The sequence below is a fragment of the Peredibacter starrii genome (assembly GCF_034259205.1).
Taxonomy (GTDB): domain Bacteria; phylum Bdellovibrionota; class Bacteriovoracia; order Bacteriovoracales; family Bacteriovoracaceae; genus Peredibacter; species Peredibacter starrii.
Map to the genome: position 1 here is coordinate 2,719,939 of NZ_CP139487.1, position 23,404 is coordinate 2,743,342.

A 23,404-nucleotide genomic window follows, 5' to 3' on the forward strand; every position below is an offset into this window, starting at 1 on the left:
CACCCGTCTGTGGATCAAGTGATCTTTAGATTGAAAGAAACATCACTGAAGCATTCTCTCTGCAATGAAGAACGAATCCCCTAACTCAATCACAGTTCCTCTTCTGACTTCGTAGTCATAGAGTTTGTAGATTCTGTCCTTATAAGCTTTAAGGGACTTTTTAGTTCGGATTGAACCATTGTCAGGAAAGCCTATTCCATAATAAATACTTTCCGGTTTTTGATTCTTAATAGTGTTCATGACACTTTTTATGCCCGGTCTGTTTCCGGACTTATCATTAAAATAGTTGAATTCATCGATTTCATAAGATTGATAAGCAGTAGGAATCGAACCATCGGCCTTCATCAGTTCAAGCACCCATCCAGAGGCCCCATTGGCAATCACATCAATCTCAACACAAGTTCCCTGACTACCATAGGCAACAAGGTTACAGGCGCCACGAGTGACTAATAATTTTTTTAGATCAAGCAGACCATTGGTAATGATGCTGTGATAAGAAACTTTTTGAAGATAATAAGAGCGCAAATTGATTGCAAATGGATCAAGATTGTCCTGTTTAAAGTAGTCACAATCCAATTCACGGCCATTCATTCTCGCTACCACTGATGGAGCTTGATGAGACCAACCACCATACAGCATTGGCTCTCCACATACTTGTTCGCTGGCATAGTTCACCCACGAAGATCTGATCCAGGCGTAGTCTGTTGTCAGCCTGTGCTTCAAATTTACAAAGTAAGCGTTGTTAGGATCAACATCATTTAAGATTGAAAGAACACTTAAATTGAGGCCCATAAAGTTAGCACTTGGTTTTTCCACCTTGCCACCGATCGGGGTCATCCAGCCATCCGAACTTTTTAAATGAGAAACCACAAACGTCGGAATGATGGATTTAAGCTTGATTGCATCAGGATCAGTTGCTGGAAGAATCTTATAAAGTCCGTAAAGCCCAATCACCACCTCCGGTGTGGTTAAGAAGGCATAAGAAGTCGCGATACCTTTGAAGCATAGACCGTAATCGTCTTTGAACAATTTCTGGTTCCAATCGATTTGGCGATAAAGATACTGATAGACCTTTTTTGAGATTTTAACAATTTTCTCTTGTCTCGGTTGATCGACATAAGGATGAATTGCAGACAAATCTTTTAGAAGGGCCGCCAATCGGTGAATCTTAGGCGTGAGATAGGGTTTACCAATTTGTGAAGCATTGACCCCACTACTCACAGTGGTGGCCTTGCACACGTGTCCAGTTGAATAAGTAATAATGTCCAGATTGAGCCATGTATTCAGAGAAGCATCCAGGCTCTTGAAGTACGGAGTTCTTAGATCAGAGAGCTGCGGAGTCGATGTTGTAAAATTTTGGAACAGTAGTAATGACATTGAGGCGATTAACAACAGTCCAACTACAAACATTTTTTTCAACATGAACCACTCTCTCTCGTTTGGTATTAGATGGTCCATTATCGGCGACTAGAGAGTAAAGACTGAATATATAAGAGAATTTCATAGCAAAATTGAGTCTTTAGGCCAAGTCGCAACTAATGCGGTATTGCCTAGAATTTATTGCATGAGAGGGAAAACTGTATAAATGAGGTGAGAATTTGGGAGGAGCAGAAATAAAAAAGGGAGCCCCTGCTTGGCTCCCTTCTTTTCGGCATCTTGCCTTTGAGAGTGACATCCTGTCACATCTTACAATCATTATACCCAACATTTTTTCAGGACAAAGAAAAATATCAGGAGGAAACTTTTTCCAAGTGATCTTATTTAAACTGTTAAAGAACTACTCAACAATTTGTCTCTCTCTCGCTTACAATAAAGAAGTAAACTGATTTAAATAATGGAAACCACGGATTACCGGAGTAATTAAGATGAGTACTCGATCAGCTCGCTCAGGAAAGAAACTTTTTAGAAAAACCTTTACCTACTACATTCCGGCCCCTCCTCATCGCAAATCAGGCTACCGTGAACGTGAGTTTGATAAGATCATGCAAGGAATTTTGCAGACAGGTTTTGAAATTGAATCTCTTCAAACTCAAAGTGCTGGTGGTGAGTCAGGTGGTTTGTTCGTGGTCGCTGTCTTAAAAACAAATTCAAAAAAGATTTTTGATCGTGACATGAATCAGGACCTGCAAGAAGAGTTCAAACTCTCCCACACTCATTCATCTCCTGACATTATATTAGATGAGGAAGAAGATGTTTAAACTTCTCCTCTTATTCTTCATCACTTCGTGCTCTTTCTTTGTGAGTCGTATCGACACTCCCCTGGTGGCCGATATTGATATTGAGAAACAACGGCCAGAAGCTCCAGGATTTTGTCCTCTGGATAAGAAGGTCGAGTTTCAGTTAGTAGGAAATAGCGATAACTCACAGGTTGTTTATTACCAATTGGTGAAAAACATCGGGAAGTCTCAGTTAGACTTCATGGACCACTTCGCTCTTTGGAACCTTCTCCAACTAGCAGTGAGACCGGATCAGTCTTCTGCCACATCAAGAATTCAGGTTCTCCTGCACAAAGATGGACGCAGTTCTTACTTCGATTTCTTTTCTGAGCTTTCAGAAAATCAATTTCCTTATCTCTATGGCATTGAATGGATCTTAAAGAAGTATGGTAATAAAAGGGGCCTTGAGTATTATGCCCAGATTCTGGATAACTCAATTGGTTCTCAGTTAAAAATCAGTAAGGACTTTGAAAACTTCCTGGTAAAAAATCTTCAAGGAATCAAAAACGATCCGGAACTCGCTCCGTTCTACTTCCGTGGTGTAGAGATTTTGAAAGAAAATGAGACCGCACCAACTCTGAGCTATAAAAAGGTCGTGGCCCTTTACCGCAAACATCAAAAAGACCAGAAGATCATTATCAACACCTCCCTCACTCAATTCGTGACCGAGAAGGGCAATTCAGGAAGTTGTAACTATGACTTTAATCTTTACGATAACTCGATCTTCTTAATCGATAAGATCATCCCGGTGGCGAATCTCTACGGTCTGGCACTTCCCAACGCGGCCTTTATGGCCTCATCCTCTCAGAAGCTGGATAAGATCGCCTCTCTAGATCACCTTCCTCTCTTCAAAGGTGAGTCTAAAGTCAGAAGCTCTGCTGTTTGTATGATTGAAAACAAAGACGCCAAAATCTGGGCCATTTCAAATCAAAGCCGAGATCCAGGACAGCACTTGTTCCACCTCGTTCGTTATGGACTACCGGGAAGCCAAACAACATCAGAAGTAAATAGACTTATCCGTCACTCTCGCCACCTGTTTCTCTCGGATCCAGTTCGACTCATTATCGAGTCGGGCCGTTCGTCAGAAGATCAGATTGAAAACCTCTTGAAACTCAATCTGCCAATCTACAATGCGGACAAACTGGGCAACATCTGGTCATACACCATGTTTAAGGAAGGGAACCGCTTCATCATTGATGATCGCAATCCTGGTGCCTTTACATGCAAATAATCACCATCGTTGGCAGGGCCAGCGGTCGAGAGCAAAAGCTCGAAGTTCCAGGTGAGGATTATTCGCAAAATCTCTTGTTCTGGTTAAGGGATCAGGGAGTAACGATTGCTTCTTCGTGTGATGGAGATGGAGTTTGTAAGCGCTGTTATATTCAGAATGGATGGCTGACCTGCCAAATGACTGTCGGAGAATTTCTCATCCAAGAGCCAAGTGGCAGGATTGAAGTCGGATATCTTTAAAGCTTTTTAAATCCACCCTGACCAGTGATGAAATACGTGTCTGCTTGGTTCACGGCCTGAAGGATATTGCTGATTGTATACTCCATAATAATCGTCGCACCTGCGATTGGACTATTACGAGTTCCTTGGTTCTGAATTCCACCAAGCTTCATTGTCGCTGTGAAATCGAAACCAAAAAGTGTCTTCACATATTCAGGAATGATCTGAACGGCCGTAAGGTAAGCACCAGCACCGTTAAAATGACCGCCGTAAGAGTAAACAACACTGTATTTGAAATCTACAACAGTTACATTATAGAGATTGTCGTAAGAAACTTTATAAGTCTTCTTAGTCGGAGCTCTCCAACCTTCAGTCTCAAAAACATCGGCCGGCTGTCCATTGATACGAGGTACAACACTGATAGGAGCATATTCTGTCACGTTATGAGGACGACCGTGATCGACAAGACGATAAACTTCTTCACCAAGAGCAACTAAGTCACGAGCAATGGCGATGACTCGACCAGCATCCCCAATTGGATCTGGAACACCAGTAACTCCACCCCAGCCGAAATTCTTTTGATCTACTTCTTCGGTATATTCGAAACCCATGGCAGAAGTTTTCACTTCCTCGATTCTCTTCTGAGCAATCGTGAAGTAATTAGCATCAACCTTCTGATTGGCCTCTGCAAACCCCGTTAAGGTTAGAGCAGCAAATGCTAGCGCCAACTTCAAACCCATAAATTCCCCCTTAAAGGACTTTTCTGTGAGCTAGAGAACCATGAGTTGACTAGTAAAGTCAATTTTCAAATGAAATAGCATATTTATTACATGACGCACCGGGCGAATTAAAGGTTTTTAAGTAAAAAATTCATATATTTTGCTTGCCACCCTTTACTTGACCTAAGTAGGATGTCTCTCGCACAACACATAAGATTTTCTTATGAATTTTATTACCAACTCTAATGGAAGGATTGCTATGAAATTTTTACTCACTTGGGCCCTCGCTCTCACTACTCTCTCGGCCCAGGCCCTTACGATCGGCGCTTACAACATCAGGAACTTTGACTACGATGAGCGCTACCGTATTACGACTAACAAGCCTGAGCTTGCTAATATTATCAAGCAAATCAATGTAGACGTATTAAGTGTAGAAGAAATCCACGACACTGCTAAATGGGACGAGTTCGTAGCGAAATCGCTTCCTGGTTACGGCACAGAAGTTTCTCAATGTGGTGGTGACCACGGCCAACGTCTTGGCTTCCTTTACAATACAAAGACAGTAGAAATGCTTTCATTCAATGAAGACCTTTCTATTTCAAATCCGGGCGGTCCTGGAACTTGTGACTCTGGTTCACGTCCTCTAGCAATCGCTCTTTTCCAAATTAAGGCCACTAAGCAGAAGTTCTTCGGTATGACTGCTCACCTTAAATCAGGCAACAATGGTGCTGGTAAACGCGAAAAGCAATACCAAATCATTAAGAACATCATTAACGAGCTAAAATCTAAAACAGGTGTTAAAGATTTCTACTTCGCTGGTGACTTGAACACGACTGAATACTCGAACAAAGGTTCAGACTATAACCAACTTACAAAAGTTGTAAGAGATCTTGGTATGGTTAACCTTACTGAGCGCGTGGGCTGTACAGCTTACTGGTGGGGCGGCACTGATGACGGTGTTGAAAACCCAACGACTCTTGACCACGTAATCGCAACTCCTGGTCTTCTTAAAATCCAACCTCAGCCGCTAGTTTACGGCCACTGTGCAAAAGTTCAGTGTCGCCAGGCAAAGGTTAAAGACCTGGGCGTGAGCTACGAAGGTGTATCGGATCACTGCCCGATCACTGCTAAGATTCAGTAATTTCTTCTAAGGTCCCCTCTCGAGGGGACCTTTCTTTTTTCTCGCCTTTAATATTAAATCTCAAAACATGTACCAGTTCCGAAAGCTTCTTGGTTTGATCCGAGAGTTGAATGGCAATGAGTGAAGACTCATTGGCAAACTGGTAATTCCCTCCTGATAATTCTTTTACTCTTGAAAGATGGGAGAGAAGATTAGCAGCGGAATCCAGTTGCGTTCGGTTGGTGTGAGCAATGTCTCGATTGAGATACTCATTTTTCTCCACAACTTTTACAATCTCGGCGAGTGATTTTCCGCTTTGGGAAGCGAGCTTATGTCCATCGCTCGCGAGCTCCACGCTGCCATTGATGAGTTTTGCGATCTCCTTAGATGAAACAAGACTTCTTTGAGATAACTTTCTCACCTCCTCAGCAACCACGGAGAAGCTTTTCCCATCTTCTCCACCCGCACGAGCGGCCACAACTGAAGCATTGAGTGATAAAAGATTTGTCTGGAAGGCAATTTCATCCAACACCACGACGATCTCATGGATGCGATTGGACTGAATTTTAATCTTATCAATCGTTTCGAGTAATACCAGAAAGTCTTTGTAACCCTGTTCCGCGTCTTCACGATTTCGGCGAGAAACTTCCAGAGTTGCTTCCGTCATCTTAAGCGAGTTCCTCATGTTCTTAACCAGTTCATCTAAGATGAGCGATGAGGTCTCGAGGGCCTCAACCGATTCACGAGTGGAAGTATTAAGATTCCCCGAATTATGTGAGATATCTCCTGTGACGTTAGCAATCTTATTTCCGGCCGAATCAAGTTCGGAAGTCACATGGGAGAGACTTTTAAGTGGTGAATGAAGAAAGTAATAGGCGGCAATAAGGAAGGTTCCGGTGATGGAAAAGGCCCATAGAAGAATATCCATTACTCTTTCTTGCTTGGCCTCTTGAACTGCAGTGAGATTTAAGTCAGAAATAATCCCGAAGGCCCCATGAAGCTTACCATCTTTCCAGTTCTCCATTTTATAACCCAGAATATCTTTTCCATTTCCCCAAGGACTCTTCGCAGGATCCCCGTGACAATTCAGACACCCTTGCTTCTCAGAGAGATATACCGGACGAAAGACCGCCACATATTTTGGATTAGAGATGCGATACTCTCCCACCTTTGGATTTTTTTTGAAAAATTCCAGAATCTCGTTCTCCTCACGATTGGCGAGATTTTCTTTTTTTCTTGGCTCTTCGGAAATAATTCTAAAACGGTAATTCTCAGAAGTGGCGTTCTCTGCACCGACTCGCATGGCCGCAAAGATCGGGACTTGTTTTAAAACATCAATTCTTGCATCTTTAGAGATCACCCCATCTGGAAAGTTCTTGATCACATCTCCAATGGTGTCTTGAAGACGACCTTGTTCGGCCACATAGTTTCTTACCGATTCCAAACGAGACAAGATGGCCCGTGATTTATCAATCAGCGCCTCAGACTTCTCTTTTTCAATTTGATTTAGACTTAAAAGAACCAGTGCACTTGTTAAAAACAGACCCAACAAAACGATCGTAAGAACAACTTTACTTCTGAGACTCACTCAACTTTCCCTCCAAAAAAATTTAACAAAGCCTCTAATATGAAGGTGATTGAAAAAGCAGCAAATTGAATTGTGAGTGAAGGATCAACAATTTAGATAACAAATATCAAATTCCTGACCCGAGTCATTTTTTTTTACAAACTGCCTCTTTCCATGGGCCCCACACCTCTTTAGAATAGATGCAGGAGAACAAAATGAAATACCTAAGCATTGATATTGAGGCCACGGGTCTCGCCGAGAACTGTCAGATCATCGAATTCGCGATGATTCCTTTCGATACACAATTTAAGCGCCTGGAAGACTCTCTCGCTCGCACGATGTATATTCATTGTCCTTCTTTTGAAGATCTAAAACCGACTCTCGATCCTTGGGTCCGTGAACATAATGAGAAAATCATCCGCAAAGCTCACTCTGAAGGAATGATGCTTTCTGAGTTCAAAGAGTTTTTGAAGAACTACCTCGAAAGCAAAGAAGTGCGCGAATACTTCAATAACCAAAAAATCGTTCTCTTTGGTAAGTCGATGACGGCGATTGATCTTCCGTTCCTGACTCGCGATTTGGGTTGGGATTTCATGCGTAAGTATTTCCACCACCGAAACCTTGATCTCTCTGGGGTTGGTTACAGCTTGATTGATTTGGGAATGCTTCCTCAGGGGATGGATTCAGGATCAAACCTTATGAATCACCTGGGCATGGGCGAAGTGGCGCATACTGCACTTGAGGATGCGAAGAATACTGCCATCATGTACTTGAAGCTTCTGGAAAAATACGAGGCGAAGAAGTCTTAGTCTTCTTTCTTCGACAGATACTGGGCCGGATTTCTCACACGATCTTTTACACGAATTTCAAAGTGAAGATGCGGTCCAGTTGAGCGTCCAGTGTTACCGATTTCAGCAATCACTTGTCCGCGCTCTACTCTCTCACCTTTATCCACCTTGTTTTTACGGTTGTGAGCATACACAGTGAAGATGTCATCTCCATGGGCCACAACAATCATGTTACCGTAACCGCGAATACCGTTATCAGAATAAATCACCACACCCGTGTCTACTGCCACGATGGGAGTTCCACTTGGTGCCGGGATATCGATACCATCATGGTGCTTGCGACCACGAGGTCCGAACTGAGAAGAAATTTTATAGAAGTGCGGAACTGGCCATAGGAAGCGACCGGTACCAAGGCTGCCGTAATCTTCAATAACGTAAGTGTCTCTTAGGAAATAAGCGATACCCACTTTTGATGGGATGAAGATCCATTCTTTCTGGAAGTTCTTATCCGGGTTAGCGGCCTTAAGGTCGTCCACGCTCACGCCATAGGTCTTCGCCACTTTCTTCACGTGCGAAGGCTGTTCAACGTAAACATACTGGCCGCTCTTCATGCTCGAGCACGAAAACAGAGTTACCAGAATAAATATATTAAGCAGAAAATTTAGCATTTAATTTCTCTATACACTGGCCCAGACCACTATAGTCTCTTGGGATCCGGTCAATCAAAACGTGTGGAGTTATTGCGACGTATCCATCCATCACTGCCTGGCAGTCAGATTCGATATTTGCCGCGAATCCTTCATAAACTCCGGCGATCCAAAAATATTCACGATTCCTTGCGTCCATTCTAGCATGAATTTCCTCAGAATAGCGCCTAAAACCTATTTCTGTGAGCTTACATCCCTTGATTTCTGCTAAATCGAGATTTGGAACATTAATATTGATAAGAGTTTTGGGAGGACAGTGCTTGTGAAGACCGGCCTCAAGACACATGCGAATGACTTTCGCAGCGGTGTGATAACGGTGTTCCTCGTTCACAGCATTGAACACTAAACTTACGGCGATTGCCGGAACGTCATGAAACGCGGCCTCTCTCGCTGCCGCAATTGTTCCTGAATAATAAAGATCCTGTCCTAGGTTTGCTCCACGATTGATCCCTGAGATCACGACCTCTGGACGATTTTGTTTCATCACATGCCCTAGTCCCATGAGGACACAGTCAGCTGGGAAACCAGAACAACCATAAATATTGGGACGAATTTTTTCTAATCGAAGGGGTTTATCCAGACTTAAAGAGTGACCAGTGGTCGAGCGCTCTTCCAGGGGAGCAATCATGGTCGTTTGATAGTGTCCTGAAAGCTCATCATACAAACTATGAATTCCGGGAGCGTGAACGCCATCATCATTGGCGAGAAGAATGTTCATGAAGCTTACTCCAAATGTTCATCTTTTTTAATTTATCCTGGTCCACTTTGCGATGGCCCGTTTCAATCTCCTGAGTGAGATCAAGACTAAGATTCACATGGGGACCTAGATCCAACTGACTTGCCTCTTCGAAACTATCAGCATGAACAAAGACATTTAGATTTCGATACTGAGTCAGATTCCACAACGTAGAATTATTCTGATAGTGCCTCTGCCACTTAACGGGCAAGAGGACTCCGCGACAAAAATCTGTGTTTAAAATTCCCTGCCAGTCCCCCTCGGGATGAAACATCCAGATATATGGAAGACCTAACCTTTGGTAAAAATCGACAGACTGCTGGTCCCGTAGCACCAGGGTGAATTTGAACGGTTCATTTTTCAGCAAGTTGATGAAGGAAAGAATCGTCTCAGGTCGGTCGTTCTCAAAGGTCAGATAGACTTCTTCGGATTGAATACTTTTTAGCAAAACTTGTAGCAGGTGAAAAGGCACAAGGTTGGGACTTCTGCCTCGTAGATCAAACACAAAATCACAGGGAACCTTGGACTTCAAGGTTTCTAGTGTTTTCTGATCATAGATGCCGTGGACAAGAAGGCGGGTCATTTAAAAATTATACAAGATCACGGTAAACGGGTCTCATAAACTCAGTTCGGTAACTTGTTCCTATGGATTCCGGATGAAATTGATAGGTTAATAAATGAGGACCGCGTGTGATGAGGATCTCATCGTTTTGAATAAAATTCGTCAAATAGGGATTTCTGAGACTCGCCTGCCCCATAACTGCCAGAGAATTATAGCGTTGAACAAAAACTTCCTTATGAATTCCCAACCACTCTCTCCAGTCAGGAGTCAAATCCAGTCTGACTTTCTGGCCATGGAGAGGCTCCTTCGATCTCAAAACTTCCTCGCCCTGAAGGCGCCAGAAAATCTGGTGACCAAGACAGACGCCAAAGAACGGGGCCTTTTTTTCTAACCACGTTTTAATTAATGGAAACAATTGCTGGTAATCATCCGGATGACCGGGTCCCGGGCCCAAAACTAAAAGTCCTGATTCAGGAAGTGTTTCAAAATCTTTCCAATTAATCACTGTGACATCGAAACCAACTTCCGTCAGCTCCTGAACCACATTGAAGGAAAAACTATCTTCGAAATCAATGAAGGTCGCTTTCTTCACAGGCGCTTCACTCCGAAATAGTCATTTCGGTAGCGGTCGAAATTATCATCGCCGAAGTTAAAGAGGATATTAAATGAGTAACGGTTGTCCACGAGACTCTGACGATAATTCAGGTTGAAGATCCAACAGTTGTTATGAGGCATGATGTCCATTGAATAAACTGTGCGGATATCTTTCTGTGCTTCTAAGTCGATATCTTTCACCATCGCCAGACCCAAAGTATCTGTTGGACGAATTTGTCCCCCAAAGTTCAAGGTATTGAGTTTGGCAGAATCAAACGAGTTGTAGTTATAGTTTGCGAAGACATTGAGGTACTCAAATCTTCTGGTTAAGTTCATGTTGAAAATATTTTCGTTGGCGTAGTGAAAGTAATACTCTGAAAGATTAAGACTCCAACGTCCACCAGTGTAACCAGTAAGAATGGCAAGACGAGTAAGTTTCTGACGAAAATCTTCTGCGTCCTGTTCATTTAAGAGATAACCTTGAGACACATTGAAGTAACCGATCTTGGTGTACGTGAAGTTATCTCTTAAATACTTATCATCATCCAGATAGTTAAAGACCTTCGGAGATTTACGAGTCAGCGTGTTGTTCCACTGGAACTCAACTGTGTTCTCAGGTGGAATGATGGTTCTCGTGGCACTCGCACCGAATAAATACTCTTGCGAACGAAGCGAGTCTTCATAATCGAAGAAGGCCGCTTGATTAGTTCTAATATCACCGATGAACTTTTTGTTCCCATATTCATTCTGCGAAGTAATGAAGTGGTGAATAAACTTAAAGTCCTGAGAATGACGATAACTACTGCGATTTTGAACCAGATAATCTTTTGTATAGGCCGGTTCAAATTCCGGCAACTCTCCTACCAAACGACTTTTCTTTTCAGTTTTCTGAATCGGAGAAAGACCTTGCTCACGACGCTCTCGAAGTTTTTTCAATTGTTCTTCGGAAACGTATTTCAAAGGAATTTTTTCCTCATACGCGAGACCGAAAATTCTATCCATTGAGAAACCAATTTCAGTTTTCATGAGCCCGGCGTTCTTTCCGGCCATGGGCTGACTTGGATCATCAAAGCGATAGGCCTGTTGATCAAAAGTGTAGCGAGTTTTTAAGCTCACTGGTCCCCAGTTAAAGAGGTGCCACATCACATACGGCTGAACCGATAAACGATCAGCATTACGAAGGAACACATTCTCATCGTCCCTCACCTGACGGAATCTTGAGAATGAACCGTCCGCTCCCGCGGCGATATGCTGAAACATCGGGGTGCGAGATTGTAGAATCGAATAAGGAGTCGTGTTGAACGAAAGTCTCGGCATGGTCTGAACGTAAGAGCGGTCAAATTTTACCGAATCATCAAAGAGTTCGTTACGAAGATAATCAGCTTCCGCGTTGAGTGAGAAAAGGTCCTGACGCCAGTTAAGGAAACCATTTAGACCAAAATCAGAGCTGATGGTTTTTAAATCGGTATACTGTGGGTTATCACGAATCATATCCAGATCACGAAGTCCCGTGTAACGAACGTGAGAATTTAAATCCGGACTCCAGAATTGGTGAGATTCAAATTCTCCGAAGTAACGGAAGAAGGTCTCTCCTGATTCACCCTTATTGTCTTGTCCTGGCTGATAGATTTTATCGTCCACAAGTCGAGTATTGAACTCGGCCCAGGTCATTTCACTGAAACGTTGTCGATACTGAACATCACCACCGTAACCACGCTTGGCCCAAAAGGTCGGAGTAATCGTCGCATCTTTATGATCATCAATTGCCCAGAACACAGGTTGCGCGAATGCAAGACCTTCACCTGATCGACTTGAAATGTTCGGAACAAGAAGACCGGTTTTTCTCTTCGTGAGAATCGGAAGCACAATGTACGGAATATAAATAACGTTCACGCCTTTAATTTTATAAAGACCGTGATTGATCTGAACGTACTTACCGACTCGAAGACGAATGGTTTTCCCGTAAATAGACCAAGATTCTGCACAATCTTTACAGGTCGTGAACTCAGCTTCCTTAGCAACATACTCATCTTCAGAAACACGAATGAGTTCATTGGCCACAAGATTAAATTCAGAAGTGAGAATGCGGGCGTTTTTAATATGGGCCGCACCAGTAGTGATGTTGTAATCCACGCGAGAACCATACAAGGTCATCATCTGAGTGATGATGCGCACGTTCCCTTCAATCTTCACCATCATGTTTTCTTGGTTTAAAGACGCAAGCTCACCATACACAGTGTCTTTATTGCTGATGATAACAACGTTACCAACCGCCTCGAAGTAGCGACCTTGATTTTTACGATAAGCTTTATCTGAGAAAACGGAGAGCTTGTCTCCTAACTGAAGTTGCGGATTATCGGCCGCGAAGGAAAGACTGCAGATGGCCCATAAAATAATAAGAGCCAGTGACCAGCACCCTCTTTTGGTTCCATCCTTGAACGTATGACTTGATATCTTCAACAAATTCTAATCCTTCCAGCGTACCCAGACCCGCGATGACTTCTTTTTTGGCCGCTTTGGGATGAGGGAAAATTGTCAGAACAATTTTTCCTAAACCAGAGGCCTGGAGCATTTTCAACATCGCTTTAAGATCGGCGGAATTTCTATCCGAGAAAGCGACGATCACAGAGTCAAATGGGGGCTTAGAAAAATTATAATTCCCCGACTGTAAAAATTGAATAAGTTTTCTCATTCCATCCACATTATGAGAGCCAAAAAACATCCACTCGTTTGCATCTCGAAAAATTTCTCCTCTGTGCTCGAGAGGAGCGGGCATTTGATGCCAATCTTCCACTCTGAAGACACGATTCGTGAGATAACAAAATGCTGCAGTGGCCAAGAGGTAATTTCGAAGAGAAAACTCATACGCGGGAACATTCACAAGAGTTTCCATATCAATCATGGCCGCCCCTATACGAGAGGCGATCTTACGAGAGCGATCACGAAGATATTTGAGATGCACAAAACTCATGAGAGTGGATTTAGGACGAAGGGTGCCAAGTTTTTCTTCTAAGATCTGATCATAACGTCGACCCAGGATTTCCTGATGGTCGCGAGAGATGGAAGGCAGAAGAACTAAGTCTGCATCAAAAACATTCACTGCATCGAGCCTGCCTCCAAGTCCCACTTCAAGCAGTAAGTACTCAGGAGGATTTTCCGCCGCCCAGGTGCAGAAAACGTAAAACAGAAATTCATAGAATGAAAGTTCGTACTTTTCTCTCAGAACTGTCTCATGACAGCGATCAATCAAAGCTTGGAGATGATCAACGTCGATTTCCCCCTTCTCACTTCGAAATCGCTCAGTAATGCGCTCAATATGGGGAGAGGTCCAGGTAAAATGAGAGTGATCTTTTAAAAGATTCGACAAACGAAGAGTCGTCTCTCCCTTACCGTTAGTTCCGGCAATGATTACAATCTTGGTATTTTGAAATTTTGGGAGAATCGGAGCGAGTGCCCGTTTGATTCGATCTAAACCAGGTCGCATTTGCTCCTGTCCATAAGTAGACAGGAGCCAATGAACGATATCTTGCATAGAAATTACGGAGTAAACATCTTCACAAAAAAGCTCAGTTCCTTTTTCAGGTCTTTTCTGTGAATGATACGATCGATGAAACCGTGATCGCGTAGGAACTCAGAACGCTGGAAGCCCTCTGGAAGTGTCTGACGGATTGATTGTTCGATGACGCGTGGACCGGCAAAACCGATGAGCGCTTTTGGTTCAGCAATGTTGATGTCCCCAAGCATAGAGAAACTTGCGGCCACACCACCAGTCGTAGGATCTGTCAGCATTGAAATATAAGGAATGCCTGCAGACTTAAGACGAGCACGTGATGCTGATGTCTTCGCCATCTGCATAAGAGAGAGAATCCCTTCCTGCATACGAGCACCACCAGAACATGAAACCACGATTACTGGAATTTTCTTCTCAAAACCAATGTCCATAGCAAGGGCCACTTTCTCGCCTGTTACTACACCCATTGAACCACCCATGAAACGGAAGTCCATTACTGCTAGAGCAACTGGCCTTCCATCGATAGTGGCCGTACCACATACAGTTGTGTCTTTAAGACCAGTTGTCTTGATCGCGGCCTGAAGGCGTTGAACGTAAGGCATCTTGTCCTGGAACTGAAGTGGGTTGTTAGAAATTAGGTCCGGAGAAATTTCTTCGAAGCTATTTTCATCAGTCATAACGGCAATACGCTCGTATGCTGAAATACGGTAGTGATAATCACACAGAGGACAAACGTTCAGGTTCTCTTCAAGTTTATCTGTCTGGAGAATCTCTCCACATTGGTTACATTTTTTCCAAAGACCTACCGGAGTATTTGAGGCGATCTTTTTAACGTTCTTCAATTTTGGGTTTTTGACCTGATGAAACCAGCCCATGTATCCCTTCCTTTCAAAATTTTAAGAAACCCAATATTAGAATGGGACGAACCCCTTTGAGAAGGAAAATGCCAGCATCTGTTGGCGTAAAATCAAGAAAATAGACGGATTTTAGGCCCAGAGACCCATCTAAGTGACTAAAATTGTGCACTTCCCCAAAGAGTGGCCCTAGAAATGAGGCACTCAAGTAAATCCTCAGCTATTCTATTAAGAGAATCCGAGAAATTCCGAAAAGCTAAGCAAGGTAGGATTATGTCTAAAATCCATTTCTTAGTACTTACGATTGTTCTGGTATGTTTTGGAGCACACGCGCGGTCTCCGATCATGTCGCACGATCGCTTTGTCTACCTTACCGACTCGGAACAAGAACAAGTCATCATCAAAACCATGGAATTCGTGGTTGAGCTCGAAGAAAGCTATCAATATGAAGTGGCGACCTATGGCTACAATGAAAATCGCTATCGTCTTTATACAAGCATGATGAGGAAAGTGGTTTCATTCTTAATGAATGAGGCCCACGCGGATACGACTAACCTTCTTCAGACTCAAGGTAAAGGTGTCACTCTCGCTGATGCTCTTCCTAAACCAAAAGACACAACTCCACTGGTTTTAAAACAGCCGGCCAAAGTTGAACAAAAAGTTCCGGCCTCTCTGGCAAGGCCCAAAAAAAGTTGGGAACAACTGGCCGATGAGTTTTATAAGAACGTTACGACCAAATCGAGCAGCAAATGTATTTATGCCGGTTGGGTCTCTGAGATGCAGGGTAAACCAGCTCTGTGTGTTCACCCAAGTTTCATCAATCCAAAAAGTCCGGGCTCAGTTCCTGAGAGCATGACCTATGCTCAGCAGGATGGTTGTACCGGAAGAAATCAGATTACCTGTAACCCGGTCATCTTCGGTTATAAGAGTGAGAGCGAAAAATCTCTGTTCTGTGTCCCGGCCGGGATTCCGGAATCTCACAACTCTGCTCTTAATTGTATGAAAGCGGCCCTTTCAGATACGGCCGAAGCAAAAACTGACTCTAAAGAAAAACGTCTCCAGCATTTAAGAGAACGTCTGGTGGCAAAACCCGATGCTTTCGCCAATGTTCAGAAGTTCATCTATCAATATTGTATCTGCGAAACTTCACCGGATGGGACGAACAAAGAGTATCACGATCGCATCAGACCACACCGTACTTGTTTCGGTATGATTGAGATGGTGGCCGAGACCAGTATTTGTGAAGAACCAAAAATTGATATTGATACGACAATCTTTAAAAAACTTCGTGATGCCGCGACTTCCGGGAAAATCAGCAAATCTTCCGGTGGTGGTGCTATCGATGCTTTCTATAAGAAGTTTCTAAAAGACGTAAAGACCTCGGCTCCTTCTGAGTATCAGGCCCTGTGTCCAAACGATACCATGCCGACCAAGCCAGAAGAGAAGAAACCTGAAATTGTCGCTGAACCGAAATCAAAATATACCTGTGTGAATGTTCTTTGTATGATTCCTCCTGTTGAACAAGGAGAAAAGAAAGAAGAGAAGCCAGGTGAACCTAAATTTGGTTGTATCTACAATTTCAGCAATGGTGAAGAGGTCGCTTATCCGGATGAAGTGCCAAATCTCTCGCCTGAAAATAAAGACGTGAAAGAAATCAAAGTTAAAGTGGGCTTTGATAAAAAACCACCTCAGGAACTTACATGTCCAGTGACATTCGAAGAATCTCCTGTTGTGGCCGACCCTGCTCCTTCAAAGAAACCAGGTATCAAACTGGAACTGAAAGAGAAATCTGGTAAGTCTCAAAACGTGCATGCTACGACAACAGATCGCGGAAGCGAAAAAATTGTGTGGAAGCGTATTGGTTTTAATGGTGAAAAGAAAACCACTAAAACAGAAGAGAAAAAGTCAGAGCTGAAGATTGCCGGTCTGGATGAAGAAGAAAAGAAACCAGAAGAAAAGAAACCGGAAGAGAAAAAGCCAGAAGACAAAGGAACTGAGATTCTTTCTGAGAACGAAAACAAAGAAGATGTTTCAGTGCCTATTATCACTTCAGAATATAAAGTCTGCGCAGACCTGGTTGGAGATGACGGTAATTCCGTTGGATCTGATTGTGTAACGATCCCTAAAGGCGACGAAGTGAAAGCTCCACCTATTGCTCAGCCAATCAACCGTGGGGCCGCAAGTCAGCAGCCACAAATGCCAAGCCGTATGGGTAACGACACATCGGCAATGGGTATCAAGTAAGATTAAAAGTTAAAAACAGAACCGTCTTGATCGAGAACGTGGATTCTCTTCTCCCCTAATTTTTCCATCTGGAGAAGAATTTCTTTCTGATAATTTGGCTTTAGATGTGTGAGCATCACCGGAACATTGGCCGGCATCTTTTTTAATTCATCACGAAGAGTTTGCGGCGTTAAATGGTTTGAGACATCTGCCACCTTCTGAAGCTCGTCCGGAAAACTCACCTCAGTGAAAATCGCCTTGAGATTTTTTAGACCCTTTGCCACTTCCCAGATCCTTTCAGTGGGACCTGTATCAAGCGTGAAAAGAACAGCGCTATCGCCCTTCTCAATAATGAACCCCATAGCATCGTAATCGTGATTCACTTTAACTGGAGTGACCGAGTATTCGCCTAACTTGAAAGTCGTCTCACTCTCCACGGTATTAATCCGCATGGTCGGTTTTTCAGCGTTCGGGAGTTTGGTAAAATCGGGCCAGATGATATCGTTTAAAAGATGCTTTTTTATGATGTCTTTTACAGTTGCATGAGTGAAGACTTCAAAGGGTCTGGGTTTTAACCCAAAACAATTATCGCAAATAAAGGCCAGATCTTTGGTGTGGTCCAGGTGACAGTGAGAAATCAGGATATGCTCAATACGACATTGCTCTTCCACACTTAGCATAGAAGCGACAGCACCAGCATCGATCAATAATGTGTCGTCGATCAGGTAAGAGGTAGTCGCAAAACCTTTTGCGAGTCCTCCATGACCGCCAAGAACCTGGATTTTCATACTTCTATTGTAAAAGGAATAAAAATATTACTCAACTAGTCTTAGTCCTGCCGTTTTCCTCGAGAGATTTCCGAGTAAATATCCTTAGTTGGACGATCAAGAATTAAACCCAGTAATTTTGCGGTTTGTTTAGGAGTGGCCCCTGTTGCCACAATTTCTTGGGCAAGGTCACGAATCTCACTCGAGAAGGCCGCACTTTCTTCTTTCTTATGGAATAAAAAAATGAACTCCCCTTTGAAATTCACTTCTTTCTTACGCTCTTTCCATTCGCCGGCCTTGAGCTTAATCACCTGCTCAAACTTCTTTGAAAGCTCACGAACCACGGCCAGCTCTGCTTCAGGCAAAATCTCCGAGAGTTCATCCAAGGTCTCTTCCACACGAGTGGGGGCCTCAAAAAAGATATGAGTGCCGTAACCCGCGTTCTGGAAAATCTTGGCGCGTTTCCCACTTTCTCGAGGAAGAAATCCATGAAATTGAAATGGAATGGGTGGCAGGCCTGAAAGCTCGAGGGCCATAATTGGAGATGATACTCCGGAATAAGATTCAACTTTAATCCCCTGCTCGTAGGCCGCAATAACTAGTGGATATGCAGGATCTGAAACAATCGGACTACCTGCTTCTGAGGCCACATAAAGATCATCATGACGGGCCATCTCGATTAATTTTCCGATCTGAGTTCCCTCAGACTGATCATGAAGAGAAACAATTCTTTTGCCCTGAAGACTGACTCCGATGTGATTTAAAAGGTCCTTGAATACCCGAGTGTCTTCCACGGCAAATTGCACTCCGGTCTTCAATGCCTCAGAAACTCGAGGGGTCATGTCCCCAAGATTCCCAATAGGCGTGTTTAAGAGAATGATTTTTCCCACTCTAAACCCCTTTTAAGTCTCGTGTTAAAATCTTACAGGTACGGGCATGACACCAAAGGAGATGACCCCATGAGTATGAAGGCCAATGTTCTTCGAGACGCCAGTGGAAATATTATCGTTCATATGCAGGGGGATTTGAACTACGATCATAGCCTACCTCTCCGAAATGAACTTCAAACTATCGCCAACGATAACCCAAACGCTAAAATTACTATCGACCTGGGCGCCATCGATTTCGTGGGCTCATCAGGTATTTGTCATTTTGTTGAGACAGTAAAATTCTTGAAAGAAAACCGCAAGGCAAACGTTAATCTTTCGAACGTAAAGCCGGAATTTCTTAAAATCTTCCGCCTCTACTCGATCAACGAAGCTGATTATGTTGCTGAGCTTATGAACTTTGATAACGACGATACGGAGAATTTAAATACCCGTTTCGGTAACCGTAATCAAACTTTCGAAAACTAGAAATTATATTGTAATAAGTTAAGTGTAATAGGAGGGATGTTCCCTCCTTTTTTTTGTGCAAATTTCTGCTGCATCGTCTGGAAACGATCAAAGAAACCACCACGACCATCGTCCTCATCAGTATTGCTACCGCCTTCAGAGTTTTGATAATCGTCACCGTAGATATCGCTTGAATCGCGGTAAGGAGAAGAATTGTCATCGTAAGAACCGTAACGCTTCTGATGATGAGAGACCAGAATGTAGGTACCAAAAAGAATACCGGCATAAAGACCCAGAGAGGCACCCTGAGCAATTGAGCGAGAAGAGTTTCCAAAGGCCATAGAAGCGGCACCTAATAAGGCACCTGCACCAGCACCGTAACCAGCAATGGTAAGGAAAGCTTTGGCCTTAACCGGGATTTCGGCGCGAGCTTGTTGAGCTCCTACCAGGCTTGAGGACATAAGAACGACTAAAAATACGGCCAAGAATTTTCTCATAGAAATAGATTAATTAACTTCCTGACTTTTTGCAAAAGATACAAACCTGACTATTCGACTACGAATTCTTTCACTTTGCCGAAGCTCTTGCGATGAATGAGACAAGGGCCGTGCTCTTCAATCGCTTTACGGTGAAAAGGCGTAGGATATCCAAAATTAGAATCAAAACCATATTGCGGATACAACAGATGCATCTCACGCATAAAAGCATCTCGCTTCTCTTTTGCGATAATCGAAGCAAGACCTATCAGTGGAGATTTTGCGTCCCCTTTCACAATCGGGATTTCTCTCCAGGGATGTGGTTCTCCTGACCAGCGAAGTTTTGATTGGCCATCGATTAAAACAGTCGTGCGGCTTTTATCCTCACTTGCTAGAAATTCGGCCGCTTCTTTCATTCCACGCATGGAAGCTTGAAATATATTTTCGTTATCAATGATCACATGATCCATTTCCCATGTGACGTATTGAACCTCTAGCCCCTTCCAGACAAATGATCGCTTCTCCCGGTAATTTAAAACCGGGGCCTTGAATTTCTGCAGAAGCTCTTCACGATGCTCATGAGTGAGCATTTTAGAATCTTTAACTCCATTGCGCCTAAGAGAGCGAACAAGAAGTCCCAGTTCTTCTGCTGAATGAATCATCACTCTCACCGCTCCGATTACCACAGGCCCACTCAAGGGAGAGCGACCAACTTCGTCGAGAGCGATAATTTCCTGAGGAAAATCTGAGAGGAGTTTAAGTTCAATCATGAACTCATTTATAACTCAGATTCGGATCTCACGAGAGAAATAAGTTTTGTCCTCACTCCGAATATTCCGGCGAGAAAATTCTGAGCAGAGTGAATGCGTTTTTTTTGAAATCTTTCCATCATCTCTTGCCCCATCTCAGAACTTTTCACCTCACCGACTTCTACCGTCCATCCCTCTCGGTCTTTTTTCATGCGGGCGAGATCCAGCTGTCCGAGATTTCTTAGCCTGAGTAATTGAGGAGAAACTAAAAGCGGCACGCCTTCAGCGTGAAAAGTAAGCGAGAAATTATTTTCAAGTTGTGACGAATTCTTTAACGCCTTTGAAGGTCTTGCGATGGATTTCACAGGGCCCGTGAACTTCAAGTGCCTCACGGTGGGCCTTGGTTGGGTAACCGGCGTTTGAAGCGAATCCGTATTGTGGGTAAAGCTCATGCATCTCTTTCATATAAGCATCGCGCTTTTCTTTGGCGATGATGGAGGCCAGACCAATCAAGAGAGACTTCGAGTCTCCTTGCACGATTGGAATTTCTTTCCAGGGAGATGATTCTGTACCCCAACGAAGCTTCATGTTCCCGTCGATTAAAACGGTGGTTAGATTTTTTTCCGTTTCTGAAAGAAACTCAGATGCTTCTTTCATTCCACGAAGACTTGCGGCCAGAATATTTTCTTTATCAATGGTGTTGTGACACATTTCCCAGGTGACATAACTCACATCCACGCCTTTAAGATTCAGCACATTCTTTTTTCTGAATGAAAGATCATGGGCGCCAAGCTTCGTTAAAATCTTCAATCGATTTTCGGCCGTGAGCTTTTTTGAATCCGTCACACCTTTAGGTTTTAAAAATTTCAGAAGAGCTTTAAGTGCATCGGCGTTTTCAACGTAGAGACGAACTGCTCCAACAACCACCGGTCCGCTTAAAGGACCACGGCCCACTTCATCAGTGGCGATAATTTCCTGAGGGAAAGTTGGAATGAGTTTCAGTTCGATCATGGGAGACGGAGTTATACGACAGAGATCGTCACTTCGTCAGAAGAAATTCCATGACGCGTTTCGCGTTAAAAAGTATAACCGATGTTGAGTCCTACAAAAGTGAACGCCGGAAAGTTCTTAAAGATTTTTTCCACACGTTTAATGTCATCACTGTTCTCTGCATCGAGTCTCTTCAAAACTCTTTGTTTAGTTGAAGTCGCTAGCGGCATATTGAAACGAAGCCAGTCTACGCCGAGAGAAATCCCGTTATCAAAAATCCAACGGTTCCCTACCCCGAAACTCGCTCCGTAAATGTCCATGATGAAAGATTGGTTGATTCTATTTCCAAAAGTGTCGGCAAATTTATCACCCACAAAAATCTCGAGCTTTGAAACGTAGGCACCAAAGTTAAAATAAAAACTGTTCCCTACAAAGTATTTCCCCAAGAGTGAATAACGATCTTCTTCTACTCGACCAAGATCAATTCCTGCAATATCCATGCTGAACTTTGAACTCGCGTATTCAAGTTCAAGGCCCCAGTGTTCAGTAAAGTTTTGAGTATATGAAAGTGTCTTCTTCGCCGGCACCCAAGTATTCAGTACCTGGTAACCCAACATCACTGTTCCGAAGGAATCCCTACGATTGGTCGCTGTCGTGCGCTTTTCTTTCGGCTCTAAATTTTTTGGATCTGCGATCGGCTCTTCCATCTCCTGAGCTTCAAGGGCCGTATCTTCAATCGGAGAACCCGCAAGTGTCTGTGATTCAGTGGAAGGAACAAAGAAGGATTCAGTGGTGTAAGGTTCCCTGGGGGCGAGAACTTGGGAGTGGGCCTGTATTGAGAACATCACTGCAAGAATGAGGATGATTTTCATTCATGAGTTGTATCTTCAGGCAAAAAAAAAGGCCCCTAAAAAGGGGCCTAAGTTTTCACGTTTGTGATTAACGAGAGTAATCAATTGCAACGCGAGCAGCTTTACCAGTTCTTGTACGAAGGTAGTTGTGCTTAGCGCGACGAGACTTACCTTTAGATACAATCGTGATGCTCTCTACTGCTGGAGAGTGGAACGGGAATACACGCTCAACACCAACGCCGTCAGAAATCTTACGAACGCGGAAGTGACCGTTCATTTGGCCCGGGTGTTTCATAGCAATACAAGTACCTTGGAATGCCTGAACACGAGTTTTTTCACCCTCTTTGATTCTTACGCCAACTTCAATAGTGTCACCAGTTTTGAACTCAGCGAACTTTGAAGCATTTGGGTTAGCGTACTTCTTCTCAACAACATCAATCAAATTCATAACGTCTCCACAACGTATCCGTCCATTCAGCTAACTATGTGCTCAGAGGGACGGGAAGGAACTCTTGCGAGTTCAATTATTATATGGAACCAGAGGCTCTAGCTAGACGATCCAAATAGATCGCTACAGCTGACCGAACAGACAAATGATTATATCCGTCATTTGCTATGCCAAAAATAGGCTCTAGCCGAAAATCGGCCTGTTCAACAACCGGAGCAGTTAATCCCCATCCTGTACCAAATAACAAGAACATAGGGTTACCGTCAAGGGCCAACTTGTGCAGTAGCTCTTTTTCCTGCCCTTCGTATTTATCAAAGTTCGCACCGGTAACTACAACGCATGGCTTCTTTCCTTCAATCCGGGTGATTTCTTCGATAGCAAGTTCTATAGAATCAATAACCTCGGCCTCAGAAAGGGCGTTTTTGCGATCAGGGTTGTAAATAAGTCCACTATCCGCTTCCCAGAAACCTAAAATCTTTTTCACCATCGATTGCTGGTTCTTGATTGGGGTAATCAAAAAATATCGTTTAAACCCAAACGTACGAGCAGAACGAGCGATATCGTGAATATCAAGATTTGTGACTGACGTAGTGATCTCTTTTCCCTCTTTCGAGCGAATAGGACCGTGAACTAAGCCAATATAACAAGGAACTGGTAGGGCCATATACATCCATTTTTTTTGAGAGCTTCGGTTTTGGCCCTAAACTCTCAGAATGTCTAGGAGAAATCGCTCTCTTTACGCT

26 protein-coding genes are annotated in these 23,404 nt (G+C 43.4%); 7 read left to right on the forward strand and 19 right to left on the reverse strand.

The features are described 5' to 3' along the window. Positions 1–42: 42 nt before the first annotated feature. A complete protein-coding gene (locus SOO65_RS13630; RefSeq protein WP_321390988.1) occupies positions 43–1,422 on the reverse strand; it encodes a hypothetical protein in 1,380 nt (459 codons plus the stop codon). Between the two features lie 443 nt (positions 1,423–1,865). On the opposite strand from SOO65_RS13630, the gene SOO65_RS13635 reads away from it, so the two are divergent. The 3 genes from SOO65_RS13635 to SOO65_RS13645 are packed head-to-tail and all read left to right on the forward strand — an operon-like array spanning position 1,866 to position 3,686. Then, a complete protein-coding gene (locus tag SOO65_RS13635; RefSeq protein WP_321390995.1) occupies positions 1,866–2,198 on the forward strand; it encodes a hypothetical protein in 333 nt (110 codons plus the stop codon). After that, positions 2,191–3,447 carry a hypothetical protein gene (locus SOO65_RS13640; RefSeq protein ID WP_321390999.1) on the forward strand — a complete coding sequence of 419 codons (1,257 nt, stop codon included), beginning with the start codon at positions 2,191–2,193 and terminating at the stop codon, positions 3,445–3,447. Before SOO65_RS13635 ends, SOO65_RS13640 begins: the two co-directional genes overlap by 8 nt. Further along, complete coding sequence (locus tag SOO65_RS13645) at positions 3,438–3,686, forward strand: hypothetical protein (protein ID WP_321391002.1); 249 nt, start codon at positions 3,438–3,440, stop codon at positions 3,684–3,686. The genes SOO65_RS13640 and SOO65_RS13645 overlap by 10 nt, the downstream gene beginning before the upstream one ends. Here the strand turns inward: SOO65_RS13645 and SOO65_RS13650 are convergent. After that, positions 3,683–4,405, reverse strand: a complete 723-nt coding sequence (locus tag SOO65_RS13650; protein ID WP_321391005.1) for a hypothetical protein — start codon at positions 4,403–4,405, stop codon at positions 3,683–3,685. The two genes, SOO65_RS13645 and SOO65_RS13650, sit on opposite strands and share 4 nt — an antisense overlap. Positions 4,406–4,643: 238 nt before the next feature. On the opposite strand from SOO65_RS13650, the gene SOO65_RS13655 reads away from it, so the two are divergent. Beyond that, positions 4,644–5,525 carry an endonuclease/exonuclease/phosphatase family protein gene (locus tag SOO65_RS13655; protein WP_321391008.1) on the forward strand — a complete coding sequence of 294 codons (882 nt, stop codon included), beginning with the start codon at positions 4,644–4,646 and terminating at the stop codon, positions 5,523–5,525. Here SOO65_RS13655 and SOO65_RS13660 read toward each other — a convergent pair. Beyond that, positions 5,512–7,092 (reverse strand): methyl-accepting chemotaxis protein, encoded by a 1,581-nt coding sequence (locus SOO65_RS13660; RefSeq protein WP_321391011.1) that lies wholly within the window; start codon positions 7,090–7,092, stop codon positions 5,512–5,514. The two genes, SOO65_RS13655 and SOO65_RS13660, sit on opposite strands and share 14 nt — an antisense overlap. A gap of 194 nt (positions 7,093–7,286) precedes the next feature. Between SOO65_RS13660 and SOO65_RS13665 the strand changes: the two genes are divergently transcribed. Further along, positions 7,287–7,880 (forward strand): exonuclease domain-containing protein, encoded by a 594-nt coding sequence (locus tag SOO65_RS13665; RefSeq protein ID WP_321391014.1) that lies wholly within the window; start codon positions 7,287–7,289, stop codon positions 7,878–7,880. Here the strand turns inward: SOO65_RS13665 and SOO65_RS13670 are convergent. From SOO65_RS13670 to accD, 7 genes are read right to left on the reverse strand one after another with little or no spacing between them, the layout of a single operon-like run. Continuing rightward, positions 7,877–8,527, reverse strand: a complete 651-nt coding sequence (locus SOO65_RS13670) for a M23 family metallopeptidase (protein ID WP_321391017.1) — start codon at positions 8,525–8,527, stop codon at positions 7,877–7,879. The two genes, SOO65_RS13665 and SOO65_RS13670, sit on opposite strands and share 4 nt — an antisense overlap. Then, positions 8,508–9,284, reverse strand: a complete 777-nt coding sequence (surE, locus tag SOO65_RS13675; RefSeq protein WP_321391021.1) for a 5'/3'-nucleotidase SurE — start codon at positions 9,282–9,284, stop codon at positions 8,508–8,510. Before surE ends, SOO65_RS13670 begins: the two co-directional genes overlap by 20 nt. After that, a complete protein-coding gene (locus SOO65_RS13680) occupies positions 9,262–9,885 on the reverse strand; it encodes a hypothetical protein (RefSeq protein WP_321391031.1) in 624 nt (207 codons plus the stop codon). Before SOO65_RS13680 ends, surE begins: the two co-directional genes overlap by 23 nt. 7 nt (positions 9,886–9,892) lie before the next feature. Then, entirely contained in the window at positions 9,893–10,456 is a 564-nt protein-coding gene (locus tag SOO65_RS13685; protein ID WP_321391033.1) for an aminodeoxychorismate/anthranilate synthase component II, read from the reverse strand. Then, positions 10,453–12,921 carry an LPS-assembly protein LptD gene (locus SOO65_RS13690; protein WP_321391036.1) on the reverse strand — a complete coding sequence of 823 codons (2,469 nt, stop codon included), beginning with the start codon at positions 12,919–12,921 and terminating at the stop codon, positions 10,453–10,455. The genes SOO65_RS13685 and SOO65_RS13690 overlap by 4 nt, the downstream gene beginning before the upstream one ends. Further along, entirely contained in the window at positions 12,812–13,942 is a 1,131-nt protein-coding gene (locus SOO65_RS13695) for a folylpolyglutamate synthase/dihydrofolate synthase family protein (RefSeq protein WP_321391039.1), read from the reverse strand. Before SOO65_RS13695 ends, SOO65_RS13690 begins: the two co-directional genes overlap by 110 nt. A 53-nt stretch (positions 13,943–13,995) precedes the next feature. After that, the gene (gene accD / locus SOO65_RS13700; protein ID WP_321391042.1) at positions 13,996–14,844 is read right to left on the reverse strand and encodes an acetyl-CoA carboxylase, carboxyltransferase subunit beta; all 849 of its coding nucleotides are present in this window, start codon (positions 14,842–14,844) and stop codon (positions 13,996–13,998) included. Positions 14,845–15,096: 252 nt separating this feature from the next. Here accD and SOO65_RS13705 point away from each other — a divergent pair, with 252 nt between their 5' ends. After that, positions 15,097–17,067 carry a hypothetical protein gene (locus SOO65_RS13705; protein ID WP_321391045.1) on the forward strand — a complete coding sequence of 657 codons (1,971 nt, stop codon included), beginning with the start codon at positions 15,097–15,099 and terminating at the stop codon, positions 17,065–17,067. 2 nt (positions 17,068–17,069) lie between these two features. On the opposite strand, the gene SOO65_RS13710 is transcribed toward SOO65_RS13705, so the two are convergent. Together SOO65_RS13710 and rsmI are read right to left on the reverse strand one after the other, a co-directional pair. After that, positions 17,070–17,834 carry a 3',5'-cyclic-nucleotide phosphodiesterase gene (locus SOO65_RS13710; RefSeq protein WP_321391049.1) on the reverse strand — a complete coding sequence of 255 codons (765 nt, stop codon included), beginning with the start codon at positions 17,832–17,834 and terminating at the stop codon, positions 17,070–17,072. A 41-nt stretch (positions 17,835–17,875) separates the two neighbouring features. Continuing rightward, positions 17,876–18,703, reverse strand: a complete 828-nt coding sequence (gene rsmI, locus SOO65_RS13715; RefSeq protein ID WP_321391051.1) for a 16S rRNA (cytidine(1402)-2'-O)-methyltransferase — start codon at positions 18,701–18,703, stop codon at positions 17,876–17,878. A gap of 69 nt (positions 18,704–18,772) precedes the next feature. Here rsmI and SOO65_RS13720 point away from each other — a divergent pair, with 69 nt between their 5' ends. Continuing rightward, positions 18,773–19,168: an STAS domain-containing protein gene (locus SOO65_RS13720; RefSeq protein ID WP_321391060.1), complete on the forward strand. Its 396-nt coding sequence runs from the start codon at positions 18,773–18,775 to the stop codon at positions 19,166–19,168. Here SOO65_RS13720 and SOO65_RS13725 read toward each other — a convergent pair. The 7 genes from SOO65_RS13725 to SOO65_RS13755 form a co-directional block, all read right to left on the reverse strand. After that, complete coding sequence (locus SOO65_RS13725; RefSeq protein WP_321391062.1) at positions 19,165–19,644, reverse strand: hypothetical protein; 480 nt, start codon at positions 19,642–19,644, stop codon at positions 19,165–19,167. The genes SOO65_RS13720 and SOO65_RS13725 overlap by 4 nt on opposite strands. A 50-nt stretch (positions 19,645–19,694) precedes the next feature. Next, positions 19,695–20,393 (reverse strand): ribonuclease HII, encoded by a 699-nt coding sequence (locus SOO65_RS13730; protein ID WP_321391064.1) that lies wholly within the window; start codon positions 20,391–20,393, stop codon positions 19,695–19,697. A gap of 8 nt (positions 20,394–20,401) precedes the next feature. After that, complete coding sequence (locus SOO65_RS13735) at positions 20,402–20,737, reverse strand: hypothetical protein (RefSeq protein WP_321400220.1); 336 nt, start codon at positions 20,735–20,737, stop codon at positions 20,402–20,404. Next, entirely contained in the window at positions 20,685–21,383 is a 699-nt protein-coding gene (locus tag SOO65_RS13740) for a ribonuclease HII (protein ID WP_321391066.1), read from the reverse strand. The genes SOO65_RS13735 and SOO65_RS13740 overlap by 53 nt, the downstream gene beginning before the upstream one ends. A 65-nt stretch (positions 21,384–21,448) precedes the next feature. Next, positions 21,449–22,234: a hypothetical protein gene (locus SOO65_RS13745; RefSeq protein WP_321391069.1), complete on the reverse strand. Its 786-nt coding sequence runs from the start codon at positions 22,232–22,234 to the stop codon at positions 21,449–21,451. Positions 22,235–22,301: 67 nt separating this feature from the next. Then, positions 22,302–22,661 carry a 50S ribosomal protein L19 gene (gene rplS, locus SOO65_RS13750; protein ID WP_321391071.1) on the reverse strand — a complete coding sequence of 120 codons (360 nt, stop codon included), beginning with the start codon at positions 22,659–22,661 and terminating at the stop codon, positions 22,302–22,304. 79 nt (positions 22,662–22,740) lie between these two features. After that, on the reverse strand, positions 22,741–23,325 hold the full coding sequence (locus SOO65_RS13755) for an RNA methyltransferase (protein WP_321391074.1): 585 nt from the start codon (positions 23,323–23,325) through the stop codon (positions 22,741–22,743). Between the last annotated feature and the right edge of the window lie 79 nt (positions 23,326–23,404).